This is a genomic window from Humitalea rosea, from assembly GCF_003253705.1.
Lineage (GTDB): Bacteria > Pseudomonadota > Alphaproteobacteria > Acetobacterales > Acetobacteraceae > Humitalea > Humitalea rosea.
The window spans coordinates 150340-170004 of the sequence record NZ_QKYU01000005.1; the positions used below are offsets into that span (position 1 = coordinate 150340).

22 protein-coding genes are annotated in these 19665 nt (G+C 70.3%); 12 read left to right on the plus strand and 10 right to left on the minus strand.

The window, feature by feature from the left end:
• The first annotated feature begins 51 nt into the window (after nucleotides 1-51).
• Entirely contained in the window at nucleotides 52-795 is a 744-nt protein-coding gene (locus tag C8P66_RS06140; RefSeq protein WP_111397270.1) for a hypothetical protein, read from the plus strand.
• Nucleotides 796-800: 5 nt separating this feature from the next.
• Here the strand turns inward: C8P66_RS06140 and C8P66_RS06145 are convergent, their stop codons facing one another.
• The 4 genes from C8P66_RS06145 to C8P66_RS06160 form a co-directional block, all read right to left on the minus strand.
• A complete protein-coding gene (locus C8P66_RS06145) occupies nucleotides 801-2027 on the minus strand; it encodes a cytochrome c peroxidase (RefSeq protein WP_158537116.1) in 1227 nt (408 codons plus the stop codon).
• 25 nt (nucleotides 2028-2052) lie between these two features.
• Nucleotides 2053-3225 carry a hypothetical protein gene (locus C8P66_RS06150; protein ID WP_111397272.1) on the minus strand — a complete coding sequence of 391 codons (1173 nt, stop codon included), beginning with the start codon at nucleotides 3223-3225 and terminating at the stop codon, nucleotides 2053-2055.
• 1 nt (nucleotide 3226) lies between these two features.
• Nucleotides 3227-4045 carry a hypothetical protein gene (locus C8P66_RS06155; protein WP_111397273.1) on the minus strand — a complete coding sequence of 273 codons (819 nt, stop codon included), beginning with the start codon at nucleotides 4043-4045 and terminating at the stop codon, nucleotides 3227-3229.
• 97 nt (nucleotides 4046-4142) lie between these two features.
• Nucleotides 4143-4607, minus strand: coding sequence for a TadE family protein (locus C8P66_RS06160; RefSeq protein ID WP_211314039.1), 465 nt, complete (start codon nucleotides 4605-4607; stop codon nucleotides 4143-4145).
• 341 nt (nucleotides 4608-4948) lie between these two features.
• On the opposite strand from C8P66_RS06160, the gene C8P66_RS06165 reads away from it, so the two are divergent.
• The 10 genes from C8P66_RS06165 (at nucleotide 4949) to C8P66_RS06205 (ending at nucleotide 13836) form a co-directional block, all read left to right on the plus strand.
• The gene (locus tag C8P66_RS06165; protein WP_111397274.1) at nucleotides 4949-5140 is read left to right on the plus strand and encodes a Flp family type IVb pilin; all 192 of its coding nucleotides are present in this window, start codon (nucleotides 4949-4951) and stop codon (nucleotides 5138-5140) included.
• A gap of 91 nt (nucleotides 5141-5231) precedes the next feature.
• Nucleotides 5232-5735: an A24 family peptidase gene (locus C8P66_RS06170; protein WP_111397275.1), complete on the plus strand. Its 504-nt coding sequence runs from the start codon at nucleotides 5232-5234 to the stop codon at nucleotides 5733-5735.
• 3 nt (nucleotides 5736-5738) lie between these two features.
• A complete protein-coding gene (cpaB, locus tag C8P66_RS06175) occupies nucleotides 5739-6593 on the plus strand; it encodes a Flp pilus assembly protein CpaB (RefSeq protein ID WP_111397276.1) in 855 nt (284 codons plus the stop codon).
• Between the two features lie 44 nt (nucleotides 6594-6637).
• Nucleotides 6638-8275 carry a type II and III secretion system protein family protein gene (locus C8P66_RS06180; RefSeq protein WP_111397277.1) on the plus strand — a complete coding sequence of 546 codons (1638 nt, stop codon included), beginning with the start codon at nucleotides 6638-6640 and terminating at the stop codon, nucleotides 8273-8275.
• Nucleotides 8276-8280: 5 nt separating this feature from the next.
• Nucleotides 8281-8571, plus strand: a complete 291-nt coding sequence (locus tag C8P66_RS23750) for a hypothetical protein (RefSeq protein WP_158537117.1) — start codon at nucleotides 8281-8283, stop codon at nucleotides 8569-8571.
• Nucleotides 8561-9814, plus strand: a complete 1254-nt coding sequence (locus C8P66_RS06185; RefSeq protein ID WP_158537118.1) for an AAA family ATPase — start codon at nucleotides 8561-8563, stop codon at nucleotides 9812-9814. The genes C8P66_RS23750 and C8P66_RS06185 overlap by 11 nt, the downstream gene beginning before the upstream one ends.
• A complete protein-coding gene (locus C8P66_RS06190; RefSeq protein ID WP_111397279.1) occupies nucleotides 9811-11187 on the plus strand; it encodes a CpaF family protein in 1377 nt (458 codons plus the stop codon). The genes C8P66_RS06185 and C8P66_RS06190 overlap by 4 nt, the downstream gene beginning before the upstream one ends.
• 2 nt (nucleotides 11188-11189) lie before the next feature.
• On the plus strand, nucleotides 11190-12140 hold the full coding sequence (locus tag C8P66_RS06195; protein WP_111397280.1) for a type II secretion system F family protein: 951 nt from the start codon (nucleotides 11190-11192) through the stop codon (nucleotides 12138-12140).
• Nucleotides 12140-13102 carry a type II secretion system F family protein gene (locus C8P66_RS06200; RefSeq protein ID WP_111397281.1) on the plus strand — a complete coding sequence of 321 codons (963 nt, stop codon included), beginning with the start codon at nucleotides 12140-12142 and terminating at the stop codon, nucleotides 13100-13102. Before C8P66_RS06195 ends, C8P66_RS06200 begins: the two co-directional genes overlap by 1 nt.
• Entirely contained in the window at nucleotides 13099-13836 is a 738-nt protein-coding gene (locus tag C8P66_RS06205) for a tetratricopeptide repeat protein (RefSeq protein ID WP_111397282.1), read from the plus strand. The genes C8P66_RS06200 and C8P66_RS06205 overlap by 4 nt, the downstream gene beginning before the upstream one ends.
• Nucleotides 13837-13889: 53 nt before the next feature.
• Here C8P66_RS06205 and C8P66_RS06210 read toward each other — a convergent pair whose 3' ends face one another.
• From C8P66_RS06210 to C8P66_RS06225, 4 genes are read right to left on the minus strand one after another with little or no spacing between them, the layout of a single operon-like run.
• Nucleotides 13890-14645, minus strand: a complete 756-nt coding sequence (locus C8P66_RS06210; protein WP_211314040.1) for an anti-sigma factor family protein — start codon at nucleotides 14643-14645, stop codon at nucleotides 13890-13892.
• Entirely contained in the window at nucleotides 14642-15313 is a 672-nt protein-coding gene (locus C8P66_RS06215) for a sigma-70 family RNA polymerase sigma factor (RefSeq protein ID WP_211314041.1), read from the minus strand. Before C8P66_RS06215 ends, C8P66_RS06210 begins: the two co-directional genes overlap by 4 nt.
• 12 nt (nucleotides 15314-15325) lie before the next feature.
• Entirely contained in the window at nucleotides 15326-15661 is a 336-nt protein-coding gene (locus C8P66_RS06220) for a cupredoxin domain-containing protein (RefSeq protein ID WP_111397284.1), read from the minus strand.
• A 5-nt stretch (nucleotides 15662-15666) separates the two neighbouring features.
• Complete coding sequence (locus C8P66_RS06225; RefSeq protein WP_211314042.1) at nucleotides 15667-16545, minus strand: metallophosphoesterase family protein; 879 nt, start codon at nucleotides 16543-16545, stop codon at nucleotides 15667-15669.
• Nucleotides 16546-16913: 368 nt separating this feature from the next.
• Between C8P66_RS06225 and rutA the strand changes: the two genes are divergently transcribed.
• On the plus strand, nucleotides 16914-17990 hold the full coding sequence (rutA, locus tag C8P66_RS06235; RefSeq protein WP_111397286.1) for a pyrimidine utilization protein A: 1077 nt from the start codon (nucleotides 16914-16916) through the stop codon (nucleotides 17988-17990).
• Nucleotides 17991-17997: 7 nt separating this feature from the next.
• On the opposite strand, the gene C8P66_RS06240 is transcribed toward rutA, so the two are convergent.
• A complete protein-coding gene (locus C8P66_RS06240; RefSeq protein ID WP_111397287.1) occupies nucleotides 17998-18807 on the minus strand; it encodes an ABC transporter permease in 810 nt (269 codons plus the stop codon).
• A 3-nt stretch (nucleotides 18808-18810) separates the two neighbouring features.
• Nucleotides 18811-19659, minus strand: coding sequence for an ABC transporter permease (locus C8P66_RS06245; RefSeq protein ID WP_111397288.1), 849 nt, complete (start codon nucleotides 19657-19659; stop codon nucleotides 18811-18813).
• Nucleotides 19660-19665: the final 6 nt, after the last annotated feature.

A 19665-nucleotide genomic window follows, 5' to 3' on the forward strand; every position in this document is an offset into this window, starting at 1 on the left:
TGGTTTGATCGGGCGTAGTATACCGCGAACCCTTCGCAACTCCGAGGCGACATGACCACCTACCGTCCCCGACTCTGGCTTGGTCTCGGCCTCTCCGTCCTCGCCGCCGGGCCCGCGCTCGCGCAGGACGGCAAGGCGGCCCCCGCCTGCGAAAAGCCGATGCTCCAGACCGGTGGCGCGGGCGAGGCCGGGGAGTCGGGCGAGGGCACCGTGGCGACCGAGGAAGATCTGGCCCTGGAATTCGATCTGATGGCCGCGCAGATCGCCGGCGCCGCCGCCGCGCGCGCCGCCGGCGACACCGAAAGCGCCGAGATCCTGACCGGCGCCGCCACGGATGAGGGCCCCGCGCATCTCGCCCGGCGCGGGCATCGCAATGCGGCGCTGGAGGCCGCGATGGCCCCCCTCGCCGCGGCACCCACGGATGCTGCGGCGCGCGCGGGGGCGGAGGCCGCGATCGCCTCTGGCCTGGCCGCCATGCCGGGCGCCGGCACGCCCTTGCAGCGCCTCGGCCGTGCGGCGCGGATGACCGCGGCGGCGCTGGACGCCTATGGCGCGGCGCTGGAGTGCGGGCGGCTGGCCGATCGCGCCGCCTATGTCGAGGCGCGGGCCTTGGCCGAGCGCGGCGTTTCGGTGCTGCAAGGCGTGGATCTGCCGGCGGCGACGGCGATGACCACCGATCTCGGGCGCCTGCTGGTGCTGCTGCCCGCGGTGCCGCCGGCGGAGATGCCCTCGATCGGCGCGGTCAGCGCGATCGTGTCCGACGCCTTGCTGGAGGCCAGCGACGCGCTGCGCTGACCGGCTTAATGCGTGACGCCACCACGCGGGTAATTGGCCACCATCTTCTCGGCCATCGCGTAATAGGCGTTGAGCGCCGCGAGGCCGCCCTCGGCGTCCCCGGCCTCGGCCTTGGTCGCCAGGACCTCCAGCAGGGCTGACAGCCGCACCGGATCGAAGGGCTCGCGCTTGCGGTCGGCGCGGTTGGAGGTATCGCCCTCCGGCCAGGACCGCGCCACGCGCTGCAAATCATGCCTGACGGTGTCAGCGACAAATCGCGTCAGCACCACCTCGTGCCCGCGCAGCGTGGAGTCGAGCAGATCGACCCAGACCGCGAGTTCGGCCATGTCGCGCCGAAAGCTCGGCGGTTCCCAGACATCCTCGCCATCGCCGATGGCGTCCAGATAGGCGCGCAGATCCGCCCGTTGCTCCTCGGTAAGGCCAAGGCCGAAGCGATCGTCGAATCGCGTGACCACGGCGGCGAAGTCGGGCGCGCTGCCATCGTGGAAATAGGGCGCGGAGCTGCTGGAATTCAGCAAGGTCGGGGTGAGGTAGCGCCCCCCCGTGCCGACATCATGCGCGCGGCCATCGGTGAACCCCGCCGAGGGGATGTGGCAGCTCGAACAGGCCAGCCCGCCGAGGCCGGCGAAGGGCTGGTTGAACACCGCCTCGCCCCGGTGCTCGGCTGGGGTCGCGTTCTCGGCCAGGTCGCCGAGCGGGCCGACGCGCGGGTTGGAGACGAACTCCAGCTCCGACATCCAGGCCGCCAGCGCATCGAGGATCAGCGGCGCCGGCTCCGGCCCGCCGAATTCATCGACGATCACATGCCGGGCGAATTCGCGCAGCGAGCCGAAGCGGCCGTCGCGGCCGAAGCGCGCGCGGAAGCGCACGCCGCGCAGGCTCGGGATATCGACCGGGTCGTGCACATGATTGTCGGCGCGCGGATTGAACAGCCCGCTGGTGGCATCGAAGCTGCCGCCATGGCCGGAGAAGCCCGGGATGTTGAAGCTCTGGTTCACATGCCCGTTGCTGTGACAGGCATTGCAGGAGATGCCGGCCGCCTGCGCCGCGGCGCCATAAAGCAGCGGCGATGCGAAGGCCGCGCCACCCAGGGCGACCAGCGGCGACTGCGTCCCGCCGGCCAGTTCGCTGGACATGCGGATCGCCGCCACGCGGTCGTGCGGCGGGTCGATCTGGCTGCCGGGGGGGAGCGGGCCGTCGCCGGCGGCGCCCTGCGAGAGCAGGGCGAGCACGGCGACAAGCGGCAGGCGCGCCCGCCTAAAAGCGGACGGCATAGACCAGCTGCGTGCCGAAATCATTGGCCGAAACCCCGTCTTCCCGCAGACGCCGCCAACCGACCGTCCATTCGAAGCCCTTCAGGAATTCCGCGGCATTGCCGAGGTCATAGGAGACAGAGGCGCTGTGCTGCGTGGCATCATAGGGCGTGGGCCCGGTGTCGCGCTGCACGGCATAGGCATAGGCCACGGTGAAGGGGCGCCTGGCAACCTCGATCCCGGCGGTCACGACATCGCGCTTGGCATCGCGCACCCCATCGGCATTGTCCAGCCGCGTCCATTCGACCAGCGGGGTCGCGGTGACGCGGAAGGGCAGGGGCACTTCCCAGGCGAGGCCGGCGACGGTGCCGGTCTCGGTCGCGGCGGTCCCGGCCTCCACGCTGTCATCCCCCGCGCGGCGCGAGGAATAGCCGAGGGTATAGTCCAGCGTGCCGAGCGGCAGCGGCATGCCATGGCCCGCCGCCGAGGCGACCCAGTTGTTGGTGCCCCGGGTATTGTCCGCCCCGCCGGTGGAGCGGCGGTTGCGCCACAGATACCGCATGTCCCCGGTCTGCGGGTCGACCGTCGCATAGCGCGGAGAGACCCCGGATTCGGAGAGGAAGCTGCGGTCGGCCTGGAACATCTCGAAGCGCAGATCATGCTCGCCATAGGCGGCGGTCAGCCCGGCCAGGTCGGACCAGGCGAGCTGCGCGCCGAAGCCGAGTTTCTCGGCCAGCTCATAGCCTTCGGCGATGTCGGTGCCGTAGAGCCCCGGCGCGCGGTCCCAGGCGAAGCCGAAGCGGGGATGGATCTTGCCGCCGAACAGCTCCAGCGGTCCCTGCACCCAGGAGAGGGTCAGCTCATCCACCCAGGCGGCCTGGTCGGCGAAGCCGCGATCGGCGGCGCTGCGCTCGCGGTCGGTCGGCTCGAACTTGAACACGCCATTGACGGTGAAGCCGCCCGGCAGGTTCAGATACAGGCCGAGCGCGGTCTTGTTGTAGGCGCTGGCATGGGCGCGGCTGGCGCCGCGGCGGCCGAGCACGTCGAGGTCCATCTCGACCTCAAGATTGCCGCCGAGGGTGACACCGGGCGCGAGCTCCATCTCCTGCGCCGCGAGCGGGGCGGCGGCGAGCAGAGCGGGGAGCAGCACGGCAAGAAGTGGGCGCATGGCCGACATGTCAGATCTGCTCCGCAAAGCTGCGAACCTTGGCCGCGCGGGCCCGGACGGCGCTGATCGAAACCGGGGGGCGGGGCGGTGGCAGCAGCTCCGGATAGGCGGTCTGGCGCACGGTCTCGAGTTCGGACAGGGCCGAGCCCCAGACGGCGGGCGCGCCCGGCTCGCCACCCCATTTTGCGGCGGTGGCGATCGCGTAGCGCAGGAAACCGGCGCTGTCGTGGTACTCAAGGACATTGGCGATGCGGCCGCGCTCGATGCTCTCGCCATAATCATCGGCCACGGCGCCGAGCATGGTCGCGACATGCTCCATGCGGAAGCGCTGGCTGGCGGCGCGCTCGGGGGCGATGGTGGCGCGCAGGGCGGCGACGCCGGCCAAAGCGGGCTCGAACACCGTGGCCAGGGCCGCGCCCTTGGCGCCGTCCTTGGCGCGGGCCTCAAGGGCGATCAACTCGGCCTCGAACGGCCGGGCGCCGCGGGTGGCGATGCGGGGTTCGAGCCAGGTGTAGAGCTCGCTGACCGGGTGCCCGAAATGCGGCAGGCCGAGGCGGGTTTCGCCGGCATCGACCAAAGCGCGGCCGATCAGCATATGGCCTTCCATCAGCCCCAGCGCTTCCAGCAGCGCGGCATCGGCGGCGGCGGGGTCATTGCTCTCGCGGCCCTGCATGTACTGTACGCGGGTGGCGCCGCCGCGGCAGATCGGGATATCGCCGAGGACGGGATCGCGCAGGGTGCGCGGCAGGCCGCCCACGGTGGCGAGGGCCGTGCCGTCGAAGGCGAGAAGTGCCGGCGCGGCGGTCAGGATGAGGCGGCGGGTGAGCATGGCTGGGGACTCCTTTGCCCCAGAGCATCATCGAAACCCCAAAAAGTCAATGCGAGTCATTCTCAAACTCACCTGCGGCCGCAGCCCCGACCCCGCCTCAATTGAACAGGGCCTGCGCCGTTTCCCGAATGGGTCGGCTCCGCGCCCCGAATACATCGACGATGAAGGTGAAGGGGTATTGCACCGAGATGGCGACAGTCGTCACGCCCGCCTGGCTGGCGCAGCCACTCATCGTCACGGAGAGTGAGGCGGGGGTCAGATAGGGCGTCTTCGCCGCGGCACCCGACAGGGCGCCGGTGAGGTTGGTGCAGGCGGCGGAGCCGGCATTGAGGTTCTGGCTGCCGCGCAGGGTCACGAGGCGCACCGCCTCGGCCGTCGCGCTGCGGACGGCTTCGGCGGTGAACAGATACCGTCCGATTTCCAGGCAACCGAGCAGCAGCATCACGACCAGGCCGCCGATCAGGGCGAATTCCACCGTGGTGGCGCCGCGCCGGCCCAGCGGGCGTCGTCGACCGCCGGCCTGGGGCGATTTGGTTACTTGGGCGGGGCGGGTTGCATTCACGGTTTCGTTTCCTTTGCGCCCCGCGCCACACGCAGGACGCGAAATCTATGCGGGGCGCCCTGCGCGGCGGCATCGAGCTGCCTTGAAGGCCTTGTTCTAGGCCGATTTCTGCTGGGATGCCGCTGAAATCGGTGCCTTTCGCCAGGCGCATATCGGCAGGCTCCGGCGTAAGATCCAGGCGTTAATCTTTGTTGACTCAGGCGAAAACTCGCGCAATAGTTGCATTCGTTGGATGGCAAACAACCTCCAGCGAGAATTTGACTGTCTGATGCACGCAGTTGGCCGCAATCCAAAACGGGAGCGCGGTTGGTCACAGCCCTTATCGAAAGAGGACCCAAACGATGATCCGCACCCTGATTGCCGCCACCTATGCCGCCACCGTCCAGACTCTGAACGATCGCAAGGGCGTGACCGCCGCCGAATACGCCGTGCTCGCCACGGGCATCGTGCTCGTCGTCGGCATCGCGGCCGGCGCCCTCGGCACCCGCCTGAGCGACATCTTCGGGACCCTTGGTAAGCCCCTCGCCGGCTGATTGAAGTGTTCCGCCTCGACCAACCCGCGGCCCAGGCCGCGGGTTGGCGATCGCGGCTTTCCTAAGAGCTGAGGCTGGTGCATCTGGTGATATGCACCTCCTCGCCTCTGTGGTCCTGGTCGCATTGCTTGTCCTTGCCGCGTGGCGGGATATCGCAACGCGCATAATCCCGGACGAAATTTCCCTCTCGATCGCCGCGATCGGCATTGCCCTTCGCCTGAGCGTGGGATGGTCCCCCCTTCTGTGGTCGCTCGCGACCGCCGCATTGCTCTTCCTGGCACTCCTGGTCCTGGCTGTCCGCGGATGGCTCGGCGGGGGTGACGTGAAGCTCGCCGCGGCCGTCGCAATCGGGCTGCCGCCTTATGCAAGCTGGGATTTCCTGCTGGCCACGGTGCTGGCCGGAGGCGTCCTGGGCCTTGCCTATATCGCCGGGCGCCGCCTGGCGCTCCGCCCCCGCCGGTCCGGCGGGCGGCATCCCTTCCGTCGCATCATGGCTGTGGAGGCGAGGCGTTTCCGCCAAGGGGGCCCTTTACCCTATGGTGTTGCTATTGCAGCCGGCGGCGCGCTTATCCTGCTGGCTTCACCGGGGCTCTAAACCGTGTTCCTCCGCCTCCTCCTGATACTCTCGCTCGTGCTCAGCGCGCTCGGCCTGGGTGTGCTCGGGTACCAGTTGCTCTCCCCGGCCCCGGCGCCGCTCACCGCCTCCGTGACGGTCGCGCCCCCCGCGCCGCCCGCGATGGTGGCGCTCGTCGTCGCCGCGCGCCCGCTTCTGGCTGGAACGCTGCTGAAGGACGAGGATTTCGCCACCAGACAGGTCGCCACCGCCGATGCGCCGGAGGGCTATGTCGCCCCGGGCGACGACAGCCGGATAGAATTGCGCGGCGCGCTGCTGCGCAGGTACCTCGACCCCAATACCCCCCTGCGCCGCGCCGATGTGCTGCGGGCGCGCGAACATGGCTTCCTCGCCGCGGTCTTGCGGCCGGGGATGCGGGCCATCTCGGTCGGGGTCGATGTCGTGACCGGGGCCGCGGGGCTGATCTGGCCCGGCGATCAGGTCGATCTGATCCTGACCCAGGAGCTCGCCGCCGCCGACGCGCCGCTGTCCCGGCGGGTGATCGGCGAGACGGTGCTGACCGATGTGCGGGTCATCGCGGTGGACCAGCAATTCACCCGCGGCGCCAACCCGGACGATGTGGCGGCGGGCCGGATCGCCCGCACCGTGACGCTTGAGGTCGATGCCGAACAGGCCGAGCGCGTCGCCGTCGCCAACCGGCTTGGCCGCATCGCTTTGACCGTCCGGGCGATCGACCGGCTGGAGGCGGAGCTGGTTTCGACCGGCGCTTCGGTCTTCGGCGGCGATGTGTCCCCCGCCCTCACCGGTTCGGCGATCTCAGGCGGCGTGCGGATGCGGCTGATCCAGGGCGACGAGCGGCGGGACGTAACCTTCAGATGACGAATGCCGGCCCATGACGAGAACTGGCCCATGAGGCTTTGGCGATGACCCGCGACGTCCAGGCGGGCCTTGTGGCCTTTGTCCTTGGTGCCTGCCTTCTGGCGGCAGCGGGTGACGCGCGGGCCCAGCGCCGCGGCCCCGACGCGCCGCCCGCGACCCCGATGCCCGCGACCCCGGTGCAATTGCCGCAGGGCCAGCCGCCGGGGCGGCTGGTGGCCCCGCCGCTGTTGCCCTCGGCCGCGCCGCCGGCCGGTGTGGCCGTCCCGATGCCGGCCGCCGGCCCCGCGCCGGGCGCCACGCCCGCGGGCCCCAGCCAGCCGCCGATCTCGATGCTGCTGGAAACCGGCGTCGGCCGGCTGCTGCGCCTGCCCGGGCCGGCCATCACCGTGCTGGCCGCCGATCCGCGCGTCGCCCGGGTGCAGCCGGTCTCCCCGACCAGCCTGTTCCTGATGGCCGTGGCCCCCGGCCGCACCACGGTGCTGGCGACCGCCGAGGATGGCTCCCCGATCGCCGAATACGACATCACGGTGCTGCCCGTCCGCGGCGCCGCCGGCGGGGAGCAGGCCGGGGCGCCGCCGCCGCCCAATGCCGGCGCCATACAAAGCATGATCCGCCGCCTCGTCCCCGGTTCCGAAGGCCTGCTGGTCGCGACGGCGGGGCGCAGCGCCCTGGTCCTGAGCGGCGAGGTGCCGGATGCGGCCAGCGCCCAGCGGGCCGAGGCCATCGCCCGCACCTATGGCGGCGAGGGGCGCGAGGTGGTGAACACCCTCACCTTGCTCTCCTCCATCCAGGTCAACCTGCGGGTCCGCGTCGCCGAGATCTCGCGCCAGGTCAGCCGGGAGCTGGGCTTCAACTGGCAGGCCGTCGCCAACAATGGCGCGGGGCTGCTGATCGGCCTGCGCTCCGGCCTCGCCGGCGCCGCGGGGGCCGCGCTGACCGGCGCGGTCTCCGCCACCGAGTCGCAGATCGGGCGCTATGGCGTCGGCTACAGCTCCTCGCGCTTCGACATCAACGCGGTGGTCGATGCGCTGGCCTCGGACCAGCTCATCACCATCCTCGCCGAGCCGAACCTGACCGCCCAATCGGGCGAGGTCGCGAGCTTCCTCGCGGGCGGCGAATTCCCGGTGCCGGTGGCGGCAAGCTCGATCAGCAACAGCATCACCATCGAATACAAGCAGTTCGGCGTCAGCCTCGCCTTCGTGCCGACCGTGCTCGGCCCCAACCGGCTGAACCTGCGGGTGCGGCCGGAGGTCAGCGAGCTGTCGGAAAACGGTGCCATCAGCCTGCCGCTCTCGACCGGCGTGGTCACGATCCCGGCCTTGAGCGTGCGCCGCGCGGAGACGACGGTGGAACTCGGCAGCGGCCAGAGCTTCGCCATCGCGGGGCTGCTCCAGCGCAGCAACACGCTCGTCAACAACGGCGTCACCGGCCTCGGCGACATCCCGGTGCTGGGCGCGCTGTTCCGCTCCGACCGGTTCCGCCGCAATGAGTCGGAGCTGGTCATCATCATCACGCCCTATCTGGTGCGGCCGGTGTCGAATCCGCGCGCCCTGGGGGCGCCGACCGACGGCTTCCAGCCGGCCACCGACCTCGACCGCGTGCTGTACCGGCGCCAGACCGCGCGGGGGGCCGCCGCGCCGCCGCTGCGGTCCGGCCTGGACGCGGGCTTTATCGTGGAATGATCGCCATGTCGTCCCGTGCCCCCCTGCTGCTTCTCCTTCTGGCCGGCTGCGCCGGCGGGCAGGATTACGAACGCCCCGGCACCTGGCACGCGACCGGGGTGAATGATGCCAATCTGGCGCTGATGCTGGCCGAGCCGAGCCATGCCGAGCGCGGCGTCGGTGCCGCGACCGATCGCGCCGATCCGGGCATCCGCGCCGTCACCCAGCTTGGCGAGGGGCGCCGGCCGCCGCTGCCCGACAGCCGTGCCTCCGCCATCGGCGCGGCGCCGACCGCGGGAGGTGGCGGTGGGCGCTGAGCCTTGGCTGCTGCGCGAGGCGCCCGATGCCCCCCGTGGGGCCACGCCCGGCCTGCCGCTGGGTGACCGGCCGGGCTTCCTCGCCTTCGTCGCCGATGAGGCCAGCGAGACGGCCCTGCGCGGCGGCCTGCCCAAGCTCCTGGGCGATGTCCAGATCCGCCGCGGTGATGCCCGTGTCGCCGCACGGGTGCTGGAACGCGAGCCGACCCCGGGGGTGCTGCTGGTCGATATCTCCGGCATCGCCGATCCCTTGCAGGCGCTGGAGGCTTTGGCCGCGGTCTGCACCCCCGATGTGCGGGTGCTGGCGATCGGCGACCAGGCCGATATCGGCTTCTACCGCCGGCTGACGCGCGACCTCGGGGTTGCCGAATACCTGCACAAGCCGCTCACCCGCGACATGGTGGCGCGGCTGTTCGGCCCGCAGCTCGCGGGTGAGGCCGCCGCTGCCGCGGCCGAGGCGCTCAGCCGCGGCAGCCATGTCGTCGCCGTCTGCGGCGCGCGCGGCGGCTGCGGCGCCACGACCATCGCGGTGAACCTCGCGGTGCAGCTTTCCGAATCGAGCCGTGGCCATGTGGCGCTTCTGGACCTGCATCTGCGCGGCGGCACCGCGGGGTTGATGCTGGGGGTGCGGCCGGGCACCGGGCTGCGCGTCGCGCTGGAGGAACCCGATCGCGTCGATGCGCTGTTCCTCGACCGCGTCGGCATCCCGATCGACGACCGGCTGCGGCTGATCGCGGCCGATGAGCCGATGGACAGCATGCCGAAACCCTCCGAGGTCGGTGTGCAGCGGGTGCTGGAGATGCTGCGCCATCGCTTCAACTTCGTGGTGCTCGACCTGCCGATGCCGCCGACCCCGGCGGGGATGATCGCGCTCGCCGCCGCGCGGCATTGCGTGCTGGTGCTGGGCCCGGACATCGCCGGCATCCGCGACACGCTGGCCTTGCGCAAGCTGGTGAACACGGGCGGCAGCTCGCGCGCCACCATCGTGCTCAACCGCGCCGGCCTGCCGGGGGGGCTGAAGCTGAAGCTGGTCGAGGAGGGGCTGGGCATGGCCCCGGATGTGGTGATCCCCGACCTGCCGCGGCACCTGCCGCGCGCGGCCAATCTCGGCCGTCCCGCGGTGCGCGAGACGCCGGCGCTGCGCCGCGCGATGGAGCCGCTGATGCAGGAGATCGCCGCCGTCGCGGCCTCCGGCATCCCGTCGTCCTTCTTCGCGCGGCTGTTCGGAGGCAAGCGGGCATGAGCCGTTCCTTCGGCCGCCGCCCGCTTGTCGCGCCCGAGGCCGCGGCACCGCAGGTCCCGCCGGTCACCGCCACCGCCGTCGCCGCGCCCAATGCCGCCACCACCAACACCGCCGCGGCCCAGGCGCCGATCCAGCGCCTGCGCGCGCAGGTGATGGAGCGTGTGGACCCGGTGGTCGCGGCCGATCTGCCGGCGGCGACCCTGCGCGTGCAGCTTGAGGCGCTGGTGCATGAGATCGCCGATCGGGAGCGCATCGAGCTTTCCGCGCGGGAACAGGCCCGCATCGCGGAGGAGCTGGCCGACGACATGCTGGGCTACGGCCCGCTGGAACCGCTGCTGCAGGACGACAGCATCAGCGACATCATGGTGAACGGCCCGAACCGCGTCTTCATCGAGGTGCGCGGCAAGGTCGTCCAGACCAACGTCCGTTTCCGCAGCAGCGCCCAGCTTTCCGCCATCGCGCAGAAGATGGCCGCGACGGTCGGGCGCCGCGTGGATGAAAGCAGCCCGCTGGTCGATTGCCGCCTGGCCGACGGCAGCCGCGTCAATGTCGTCTTCCCGCCGCTCGCCATCGACGGCGCCTGCATCTCCATCCGCAAATTCGCCAAGCGCAAGGTCGATCTGCGCGCCATGGCCGATGGCGGCTCGATGTCGCCCTCGGTCGCGCGGGTGCTGGAGATCGCGGCGCGCTGCCGGCTGAATGTGGTGATCTCGGGCGGCACCGGCTCGGGCAAGACCACGATGATGAATGCCATGAGCCGGCTGATCGACGAGACCGAGCGCATCGTCACCATCGAGGATGCGGCCGAGCTGCAACTGCAACAGCCGCATGTGGTGCGGCTGGAAACGCGGCCGATGAACCTTGAAGGCCGCGGCGAGATCACGCAGCGCGACCTGATCAAGAACGCGCTGCGGATGCGGCCGGACCGCATCATCGTCGGCGAGGTGCGCGGTGCGGAGGCCTTCGACATGCTCCAGGCCATGAACACCGGCCATGACGGCTCCTACTGCACCGTCCATGCCAACACCACGCGGGACGCCATCATCCGCATCGAGAACATGGTGATGATGGGCCAGAGCAGCCTGCCGAGCCGCGCCATCCGCACCCAGATCGCAAGCGCCGTCGACATCATCGTCCAGGTCGCGCGCATGCGCGACGGCGGCCGCCGCGTGCTCCAGGTCTCCGAGGTCTGCGGGCTGGAGGGCGAGGTGGTGACCATGAACGAGGTCTTCACCTTCGAGTACCAGGGCGAGGACGCGACCGGGCGCATCCGCGGCCGCTGGGTCACGGGTGGCATCCGCCCCGGCTTCTACGACAGGCTGGACTATTTCGGCCTCGGCGAAGCCTGGATGGCGGCGTTGCGCGAGGCCTGAGGATGCAGCACGCGCCGATCTTCGCCCTTGCCGCGGTGCTGCTGCTGAGCCTCGTGCTCGGCACGGTGTTCCTGGTGCGGGCCGGCTCCTCCCGCCAGATGCGGGAGCGCGTGCGCAGCCTGGCGCGACAGGTCGAGGCCGCGCCGGTCCAGCGCAGCATCCGGGTGGGGGCGGCGAACCGCAGCCCTTTCGCGCTGCGTGTGCTGCGCTTCTTCCGCTTCGATCCCGACATTCCGCAGGAGCAGGTGATCCCCTGGCCCGTGGTGCTGCTGATCGGCGTCGGCGTCGGCGCGGGCGGCATCTGGTGGCTGTCCCAACTGCTTGGCCTGGTCCTGGGGGTGCCCTGCGGCATCGGGGTCGGGGTGCAATGCGCGCGCATGATCTTCGGCTGGCAGCATGCGCGCTACTGCGATGCGGTGTTCCAGCAGATCCCGGACACGCTGGGGCTGATGGTGCGCGCGATCCGCGCGGGGCTGCCGCTGGCCGATGCGGTGCGCAACATCACCACCGAGATGCCGTCCCCCACCAAGGAGGAATTCTCCCGCGTGGTCGGCGACATGGCGATCGGCCGCTCGGTCGATACCGCGCTGGTGCGGCTGCATGAACGCACCGGCCTCACGGAATACGCCTTCCTCGCGGTAACGCTGGGGTTGCAGTCGCAGACCGGCGGGAGCCTGGCCGAGACGCTCGACAATCTGTCGGAGATGGTGCGCAAGCGCGTGGCGATGGTGAAGCGGGCCAAGGCGCTGGCGGGCGAGGCCAAGGCCCAGGCCGGGCTGCTGATCATCCTGCCCTTCATCGCCGCCGCCGCGATGTCCTTCATCCAGCCCTTCTATATCGCCGCCTTCACGCAGAACCCGACCGGGCAACGCATGGGGCTGATCGGGCTGGGGCTGATGCTGCTCGGGCTGCTGACCATACGCTGGCTGATCCGCCAGGCGGGGCGGGACTGATGTTCGCCGTCCCGCATTGGACCGTGCTGGTGCTCGCCGCCGGGGCCGCCGGGGCCGCCGTGGCACTGGCGGTGCTGGCCGCTGCGCTGCTCGCGCATCTGGCCGAGGAGCGTGACCTCGGCGCCCGCCTGCGCACGGTGGTGCGCCCCACCGAGGCCCGCGCGCCGGCGCATCTGACCCGCGGCATCGCGACCGGGCTGCTGCGGCCCTTCCTCTATCTCGGCGATATTTTGCGCGACAAGGCGATCATCTCGCCCAAGGAGGTCGCGGGCTTCCAGAGTGCGATGACCGCGGCGGGGCTTGACCCGCGGCGCGCGGTGCCGATCTTCATCGGCCTCAAGGCGGTGCTGCTGCTGGCGCTGCCGCTGGCGGGCTGGGGCGTTTCGATCTTCCTGGAACAGGATGATCTCCATACCGCGATGACCGTCGGCGGCTCGCTGGTGCTGGCGGTGATGGGGCCGAGCTGGATCGTCGCCCGGCTGCGCGGCCCGTTCCAGAACAAGCTGCGCCAGGGCCTGCCCGATGCCCTCGATCTGATGGTCGTGGCGGCCGAGGCCGGCTTGGCGCTGGAGACGGCGGTGGACCGGGTGGCGCGGGAGATGGAAGCCTCCAACCGCGCCATCGCGATGGAGCTGAACCTTCTGGTGCAGGAGCTTCGCATCCTGCCCGACCGCCGCATGGCGCTGGAACGCATGGGCGAGCGCAACGAGATCCAGGGCTTCAAGCGCCTCGCCTCGACCCTGTCGCAGACCCTGCGCTACGGCACGCCGCTGGCGCAGGCGATGCGCGTGCTGGCGGCGGACATGCGCCAGGAACGCATGCTGCGGATCGAGGAGAAGGCGATCCGCCTGCCGGCGCTGCTGATCGGCCCGCTGATCCTGTTCATCCTGCCGGCGCTGTTCATCGCGCTGATCGGCCCTTCCATCCTCGAACTCGGCAGCTCCTTCGGAAACCCGCAATGACCCGCATGTTCCTACGCGCCACAACCGCGGTCTTCGCCGCGACGATGCTGGCCTCCTGCGGATCGCTCGGGGGAGAGCGCGCGGCGACCTATGATGCCGGCTCGCGCATGCGGGTGGCGCAGGCGGCCGAGGCCTCGGGCCAGACCGATATCGCGCTCTCCATGTATGCCGCCGCCGCGGCGGCCGAGCCGGGGCAGGCCGAGGCGCAGTCCCGCTTCGCCGCGGCACTCGCCCGCAGCGGCAATGTCGCCCAGGCCGAGCAGGTGCTGAACCGCGCGCTGGAACGCCGGCCCGGCGATCCCGTGCTGCAACTGCAACTGGGCCGCCTGCGGCTGCGGACCGGGGCGGCGCCGCAGGCGCTGGTGGTGTTCGGCCAATTGCTCGCCGCCTCCCCGCGCGACGTGGGCGCGCTGGACGGGCAGGGTGTCGCGCTGGACCTGCTCGGCCGCCATGCCGAGGCCGAGGCCAGCTACCGCCAGGCGCTGGCCGCGAGCCCGGAGAACATCCCCGCGGCCAACAACCTCGCCATGTCGCTGCTGCTGGCCGGGCGGGCGGCGGAGGCCCTGGCGATCCTGGAGCCGCTGTCCCGCCGCCCAGGCGCGCCGGCCCGCGTCGCGGCCAATCTGCGCGTCGCGCGGGCGGCGAGTGGGGCGCCGGGCCCGACGCCCGCCGGCGCCGATATGGATGCGCTGCTCAGCGCCCTGGCGACGGAGGCCGCGGCCGGCCGGAGCTGAAGCGGGCCGGCGCGGCTTTCCTTCGCTCCAGTCGTCGCCGGGCTTGAACATGCTCAGCGCGGGGTCGCCGCGCTGAACTCCTCCCGGAATTCGCGCAGCTCGACCGCGTTCAGGTCGGACACGGCCCAGAACGCCAGCCCCGCCTGGGTCCATTGGGTGAGGCTGTAGCCCTCCCGCGCCGCCGCGCCCTCCTGGCCATGCAGCTCCGGCCAGACGAACAGGTTGATGACGTGCTCCCGCCGCCCATAGACCAGCACCGCCACCGCCCGCCCGCCGATGTAGTCGAGCCTGCCGCCGACAAGCGGGAAGCCGCGGGCCGCCAGATCGACGACCGGCGGCGCGAAATCGATCCGCCCGATGAACCAGGGTTTGACCGTATGCGCGGCCGAGGTCTCGATATCCGTGAGGTGCCGCGCCAGCAGCGAGCGTACATGCCCCGCGACCAGTTCATCGGCCAGATCCGGCCCACGCGGCTGCGCCAGCAGCAGCATCAGACAGGCGGCGAGCCCGGCGGCCAGGGGCACCGGGCTCCAGTTCCACAGCCGGCGCAGCAACCCCGGCAAGGGGCGCCGCCGGTCCTGCGCGAGATCGGCCAGCACGCGGGCGCGCAGGGCCAGGGGCGCCGTGAAGCCGGGCTCGGCGGCCTGCAGCATGGCGCGCATCGCGCGCAGATGCGCGACGCTGTCGGCACACTCGGGGCAAATGGCGAGATGGGCCTCGCATTCCAGCACATGCGCGGCATCAAGCTCGCCATCGACGAAGCCGTGCAGCATCCGGGCCCAGCCGGGGGTGTGCGGGGCCGGGCTCATGGCGCACCACCCTCTTCGGCGCGGCGGTGGCCGTGCCAGGCCGCGGCGAAGAGCGCCCGCGCCCGCGACAGCCGCGACATCACCGTGCCGATCGGCGTCGCGGTGATCTCGGCGATGTCCTTGTAGGAGAGGCCCTCGAACTCGCGCAGCACCAGCACCTCGCGGAAACTCTCGGGCAAGGCGGCGACGAGGCCGCGGATGTGCTCGGCGTCGTTGTTGCGCAGCAGCCAGGTCTCGGGCGTGTCGGCCTGTATGGGCCAGCCTGCCTCGGTCGTCTCGTCGTCGAGGGCCTGGCCCAGGGCGCTCGGCTCCCGCCCCCGCTCGCCGAGCCAGGCGCGGAAGCCGTTGCGCACGATGGCGAGAATCCAGGCGCGCGCATCCCCGCCGCGATAGGTGGCGAAGCCGCGGAAGGCGCGCAGGAAGGCGTCCTGCACCAGATCCTCGGCCAGCACCGGGTCGCGGCAGAGGAAGCGCGCGAAGCTGTAGGCGGCATCGAGATGCGGCAGCATCACGGTGCGGAAGCGGGCGGCCTCGGCCGGGCTCACCGCCGGCCGTGCCGCCCGTGGTGCCGCCCGTGGTGCCGCATGGTGCAGCACCAGGGCGGAGGGCCGGCCCGCCAGCCAGGACCAGAACGCGCCGAAGATGGGAACGGGCAGGCTGGCGAGCATGCGGTGTCCCCTTCAGCCGCGCGTGACGATGATGCGGCCGGTCATATGCGGATGCAGCCCGCAGAAGTAGCCGTATTCGCCGACCGTGGCGAAGGTGAAGCTGAAGGCGTCGTCGGTGTCGAGCACCGGCGAGCGGAAGGCGCCGCCGGTGTCCACGATGGTGTGCGGAATGTCATCGCCATTCTTCCAGGTGACGATGGTGCCGAGCGGCACCGTCAGCACCTGTGGCGTGAAGGCGAAGTTATCGATGCTGATGGCAACCGGTGCGGCGGCGCGCGCCACGAAGGGGACAAGGGCGAGGGGTAGCGCCAGGCACGCGACCGTGCGGCGGGAGAGGGGGGAGCGCATCGGGATCAGCCGGCCAGCGGCGTATCGACGATGGCGAGCGGCTGCCGCCCGGGCACGAAGCTGACGCTGGTCGTGCCGAGCAGTTTGCGCAATTCGCCGGGCGCCACCCGCACCGGGCCGGGGGAGGGCGCGGTGCCCGGCACCGGCTGCGGGAAGGCGGTGGAGCGCGCGGTGTGGAAGGCGACATTGCCTTCCACCTTCTGCATGATCTGGTGGATGTGCCCGTTCAGCACCGTCACCGAACCGAAGCGCCGCAGGTAGGTGAGCGCCCGCGCGCCATCCTCGGTGCCCCAGCCCCATTCGGGATAGACGCTCCAGAGCGGGATATGCGCGAAGACGACGATCGGCGTGCTGGAGGACAGCCCGGCGACGGTATTCTCCAGCCACTCCAACTGCTCGTTGCCGAGGTTGCCGAGCCCGCCGGCCTTGAGGTCGAGCACGTTCACGAGCCCGATGTAGCGCACGCCATGCTGCTCGAAGCTGTGCCAGCCGGCGCCACGGCTGCCGGCGCCGTAGCGGTCGAGGTAGGCGCGGCCACGGCCCTCATCCAGCACGTCGTGTTCGCCGGGGACGTAGAACACCGGCAGGCCGATCTCCGCGATCATCTGCTGCGCGGCGTCGAATTCGGCGGGGCGCGAGAGATGCGTGATGTCGCCGGTGTGCAGCACGAAGGCCGGTTTTTGGGCCAGCGCCTTGATCTGCTCCACCGCCTCATGCAGCGTCGCCAGCGGGTCGGGGTTGGCAACCTTGTCGAAGCCGATGTGGCTGTCGCTGATCTGCACGAAGCTGAACGCGGCCTCGGCCGCCTCGGCGCTGCCGAGCATCGCCGCCTGCGGCAGTCCGGCCGCGACCGACCACAGCACGCCGGTGCCGGCCCATGTCATGCATTCCAAAAGGAAGCGGCGCGTCGGGCCGTCCTGCGAAGTATCCTGGGGTTCCATGATCCACTCCGTTCCGGTCAGGCGCGCCGCAGGCCGGGATGGTCTGCGACGCGCCGTCATGGGCTTGATCGTGGCGGGGGGCGTTTTATTCCCGGGGCTCAGCCGTGGCGGGCAAGAAAATCGAGCGCGAGGGCGCCGATCTCCGCCGCATGGGTTTCCAGCGCGAAATGCCCGGTGTCTCCAGCAGATGGATCTCGGCCTGGGGCAGGTCGCGCGCCGCCGGGCACCGCACTCGTCTGCGCGAGGGGCGCTGGCCCGGCGCTGGCACGCGGATTGCTGCCCCTCCGAAGACCGGCAGCAGGAACCAGCCCATGGACATCGGCGTCTTCATTCCCATCAACAACAACGGCTGGCTCATTTCCGCCACCTCGCCGCAGTACATGCCGAGCTTCGAGCTGAACCGGCAGGTGGTGCAAAAAGCCGAGGCCTATGGCTTCGAATTCGCGCTTTCCATGATCAAGCTGCATGGCTTCGGCGGCCCCACCGAATTCTGGGACCATGGGCTGGAAAGCTTCACCCTGATGGCGGCCCTCGCCTCGGTGACCAAGCGGATCCGGCTCTATGCCTCGACCGCTGTGCTCACCATCCCGCCGGCCATCGTCGCGCGCATGGCGGCGACCATCGACGATGTCTCGGGCGGGCGCTTCGGCGTGAACATCGTCTCCGGCTGGCACAAGGTCGAATACAGCCAGATGGGGCTCTGGCCCGGGGATGAGCATTTCGCCAAGCGCTACGACTACAGCACCGAATACGTCACGGTGCTGAAGGATCTGTGGGAGACCGGGCACAGCGACTTCAAGGGCGACTACTTCCAGATGGATGCCTGCAAGTTGAGCCCGCGCCCGGATCGCATCCCGCTCGTCTCGGCCGGGCAAAGCGATCGCGGGATGGAGTTCGCCGCCAAATACTGCGACTTCAACTTCGCGCTGGGTGAGGGCGTGAACGAGCCGACCAAGGCCGCCAGCGTCCCCGCCCGCATGCTGGAAGCGGCGAAGAAGACCGGGCGCGATGTCGGCTCCTACATGCTCTACATGATCATCGCCGATGCGACGGATGCGGCGGCCTTCGCCAAATGGGACCTCTACAACCAGGGCGCGGACAAGGAGGCGCTGGCGCATCTGCTGGGCAAGGCGGCGGAGGATACGGCGACGGAATCCACCTCCATGGCTGCGGCGATCCAACGCTCGCCGTCACCGATCAACTTCAACATGGGCACGCTGGTCGGCTCCTACGCCAATGTCGCGCGCATGCTGGATGAGGTCGCGGCGATGCCGGGGGTGAAGGGGATCATGCTCACCTTCGATGATTTCCTGCTCGGGCTGGATGCCTTCGCGGAGCATATCCAGCCGCTGATGGAATGCCGCAGCCATGTGCGGGAGGATGCCTGACGGCGCCTCAGCGCGCCTCCCGCCGGGCCTTGGCGCGCCATAGCGCGAGCAGCGCCACGCCGATCACCGCGAAGGACAGCGCCGTGCTGGCGGTGCCGAGTGCGTAAAGCACCGGCGTCGTCACCGTCGTCGTCATGCCGAGGATTTCCAGCGGCAGCGTGTTGTCCACCCCCGCCGTCAGCAAGGTCCGCGCGAATTCATCGAAGGAGAGGGTGAAGCCGAACAGCGCGATGCCGATCACGCTCGGCGCCACGATCGGCAGCACCACATGCCAGAAGCTTTTCCAGGGCGAGGCGCCAAGATCGCGCGCCGCCTCTTCCCAGGCGCGATCGAAGCGGTTGAACACCGCGAGCATGATCAGCAGCCCGAAGGGCAGGGTCCAGGTGAGCTGCGCGCCGAAGGCGGAGCTCCACCAGTTGGTGTCGATCTCCGCCCGGTTGAAGGCAAGCCCGATGCCGAGCCCCACGAGCAGCGAGGGCAGGATCAGACTCGCGATGGTCAGATAGAACAGCCAGGCCGAGCCCGGAAACCGCCGCCGGAAGGCCATGCCGGCGGCGAGCGAGACCACCACCGTCGTCGCCGTCACCATCGCAGCGAGCAGCAGCGAGCGAGAGATCGAGGCGCCGAAATCGCCGACCGCCTGCTGCTCGAACAGCCGGCCGAACCAATGCACCGACACGCCGTTCATCGGGAAGGTCAGCCCGCCATTCTCCCCCTGGAAGGAGAGCACGATGATCGTCAGGGTCGGACCATAGAGGAAGAGCACGAACGCGACGAAGAGCACCGTCAGCAGCATCCGCCCGAGGCGTCCGGGCATGGCTCAAAGCTCCTTGCGGATGTCGACGACGCGCAGGATCGCGGCCACCATCATCAGCACCACGGCGAGCAGCACCACCGCATTGGCCGCGGCGGCGGGGTATTGCAGCAGCGAGATCTGGTTGCTGATCATCAGCCCGACCGAGGCGCTCTGCCCGCCGCTCATCAGCCGCACGGTCGCGAAATCGCCCATCACCAGCACGATGACGAAGATGCTGCCGATCGCGATCCCGGGTTTGCACAGCGGCAGGATCACATGCCACAGCACGCGCCAGAAGCCGGCGCCGGCATCCACCGCGGCCTCGATCAGGCGGCGGTCGATCCGCATCATGGTGTTGAAGATCGGCACCACCATGAACAGCGTGTAGAGATGGACGAAGGCCAGGATCACCGCGAAATCGGAGAACAGCAGGAATTCCAGCGGCTGGTCGATCGCACCGGAGCCCACCAGCGCCCGGTTCAGCAGCCCGTTGCGCCCGAGGAAGGGCACCCAGGCGATCATGCGGATCAGGTTCGAGGTCCAGAAGGGAATCGTGCAAATCAGGAACAGCAAGGTCCGCTTGCCCGTGCCCTCGATGACGAAGGCGAGGTAGTAGGCGATCCAGAAACCGATCAGCAGGGTGATCACCCAGACCGTCGCCGCGAAGGAGAAGGTCTTGGCATAGGTGCGCCAGGTGACCATCGAGCCGAAGACCTCGATGTAGTTGGTGAACACGAAGTCCGGGATCAGCCGCACGCTGTCGTAGTCGTAGAAGCTGACCACGACGAGCACGAACAGCGGCACGACCAGGAAAACCGCGAGCACCAGGGCCAGCGGCGCCGCCAGAAGCCAGGAGGTGACGGCGCCACGCATCGGTAT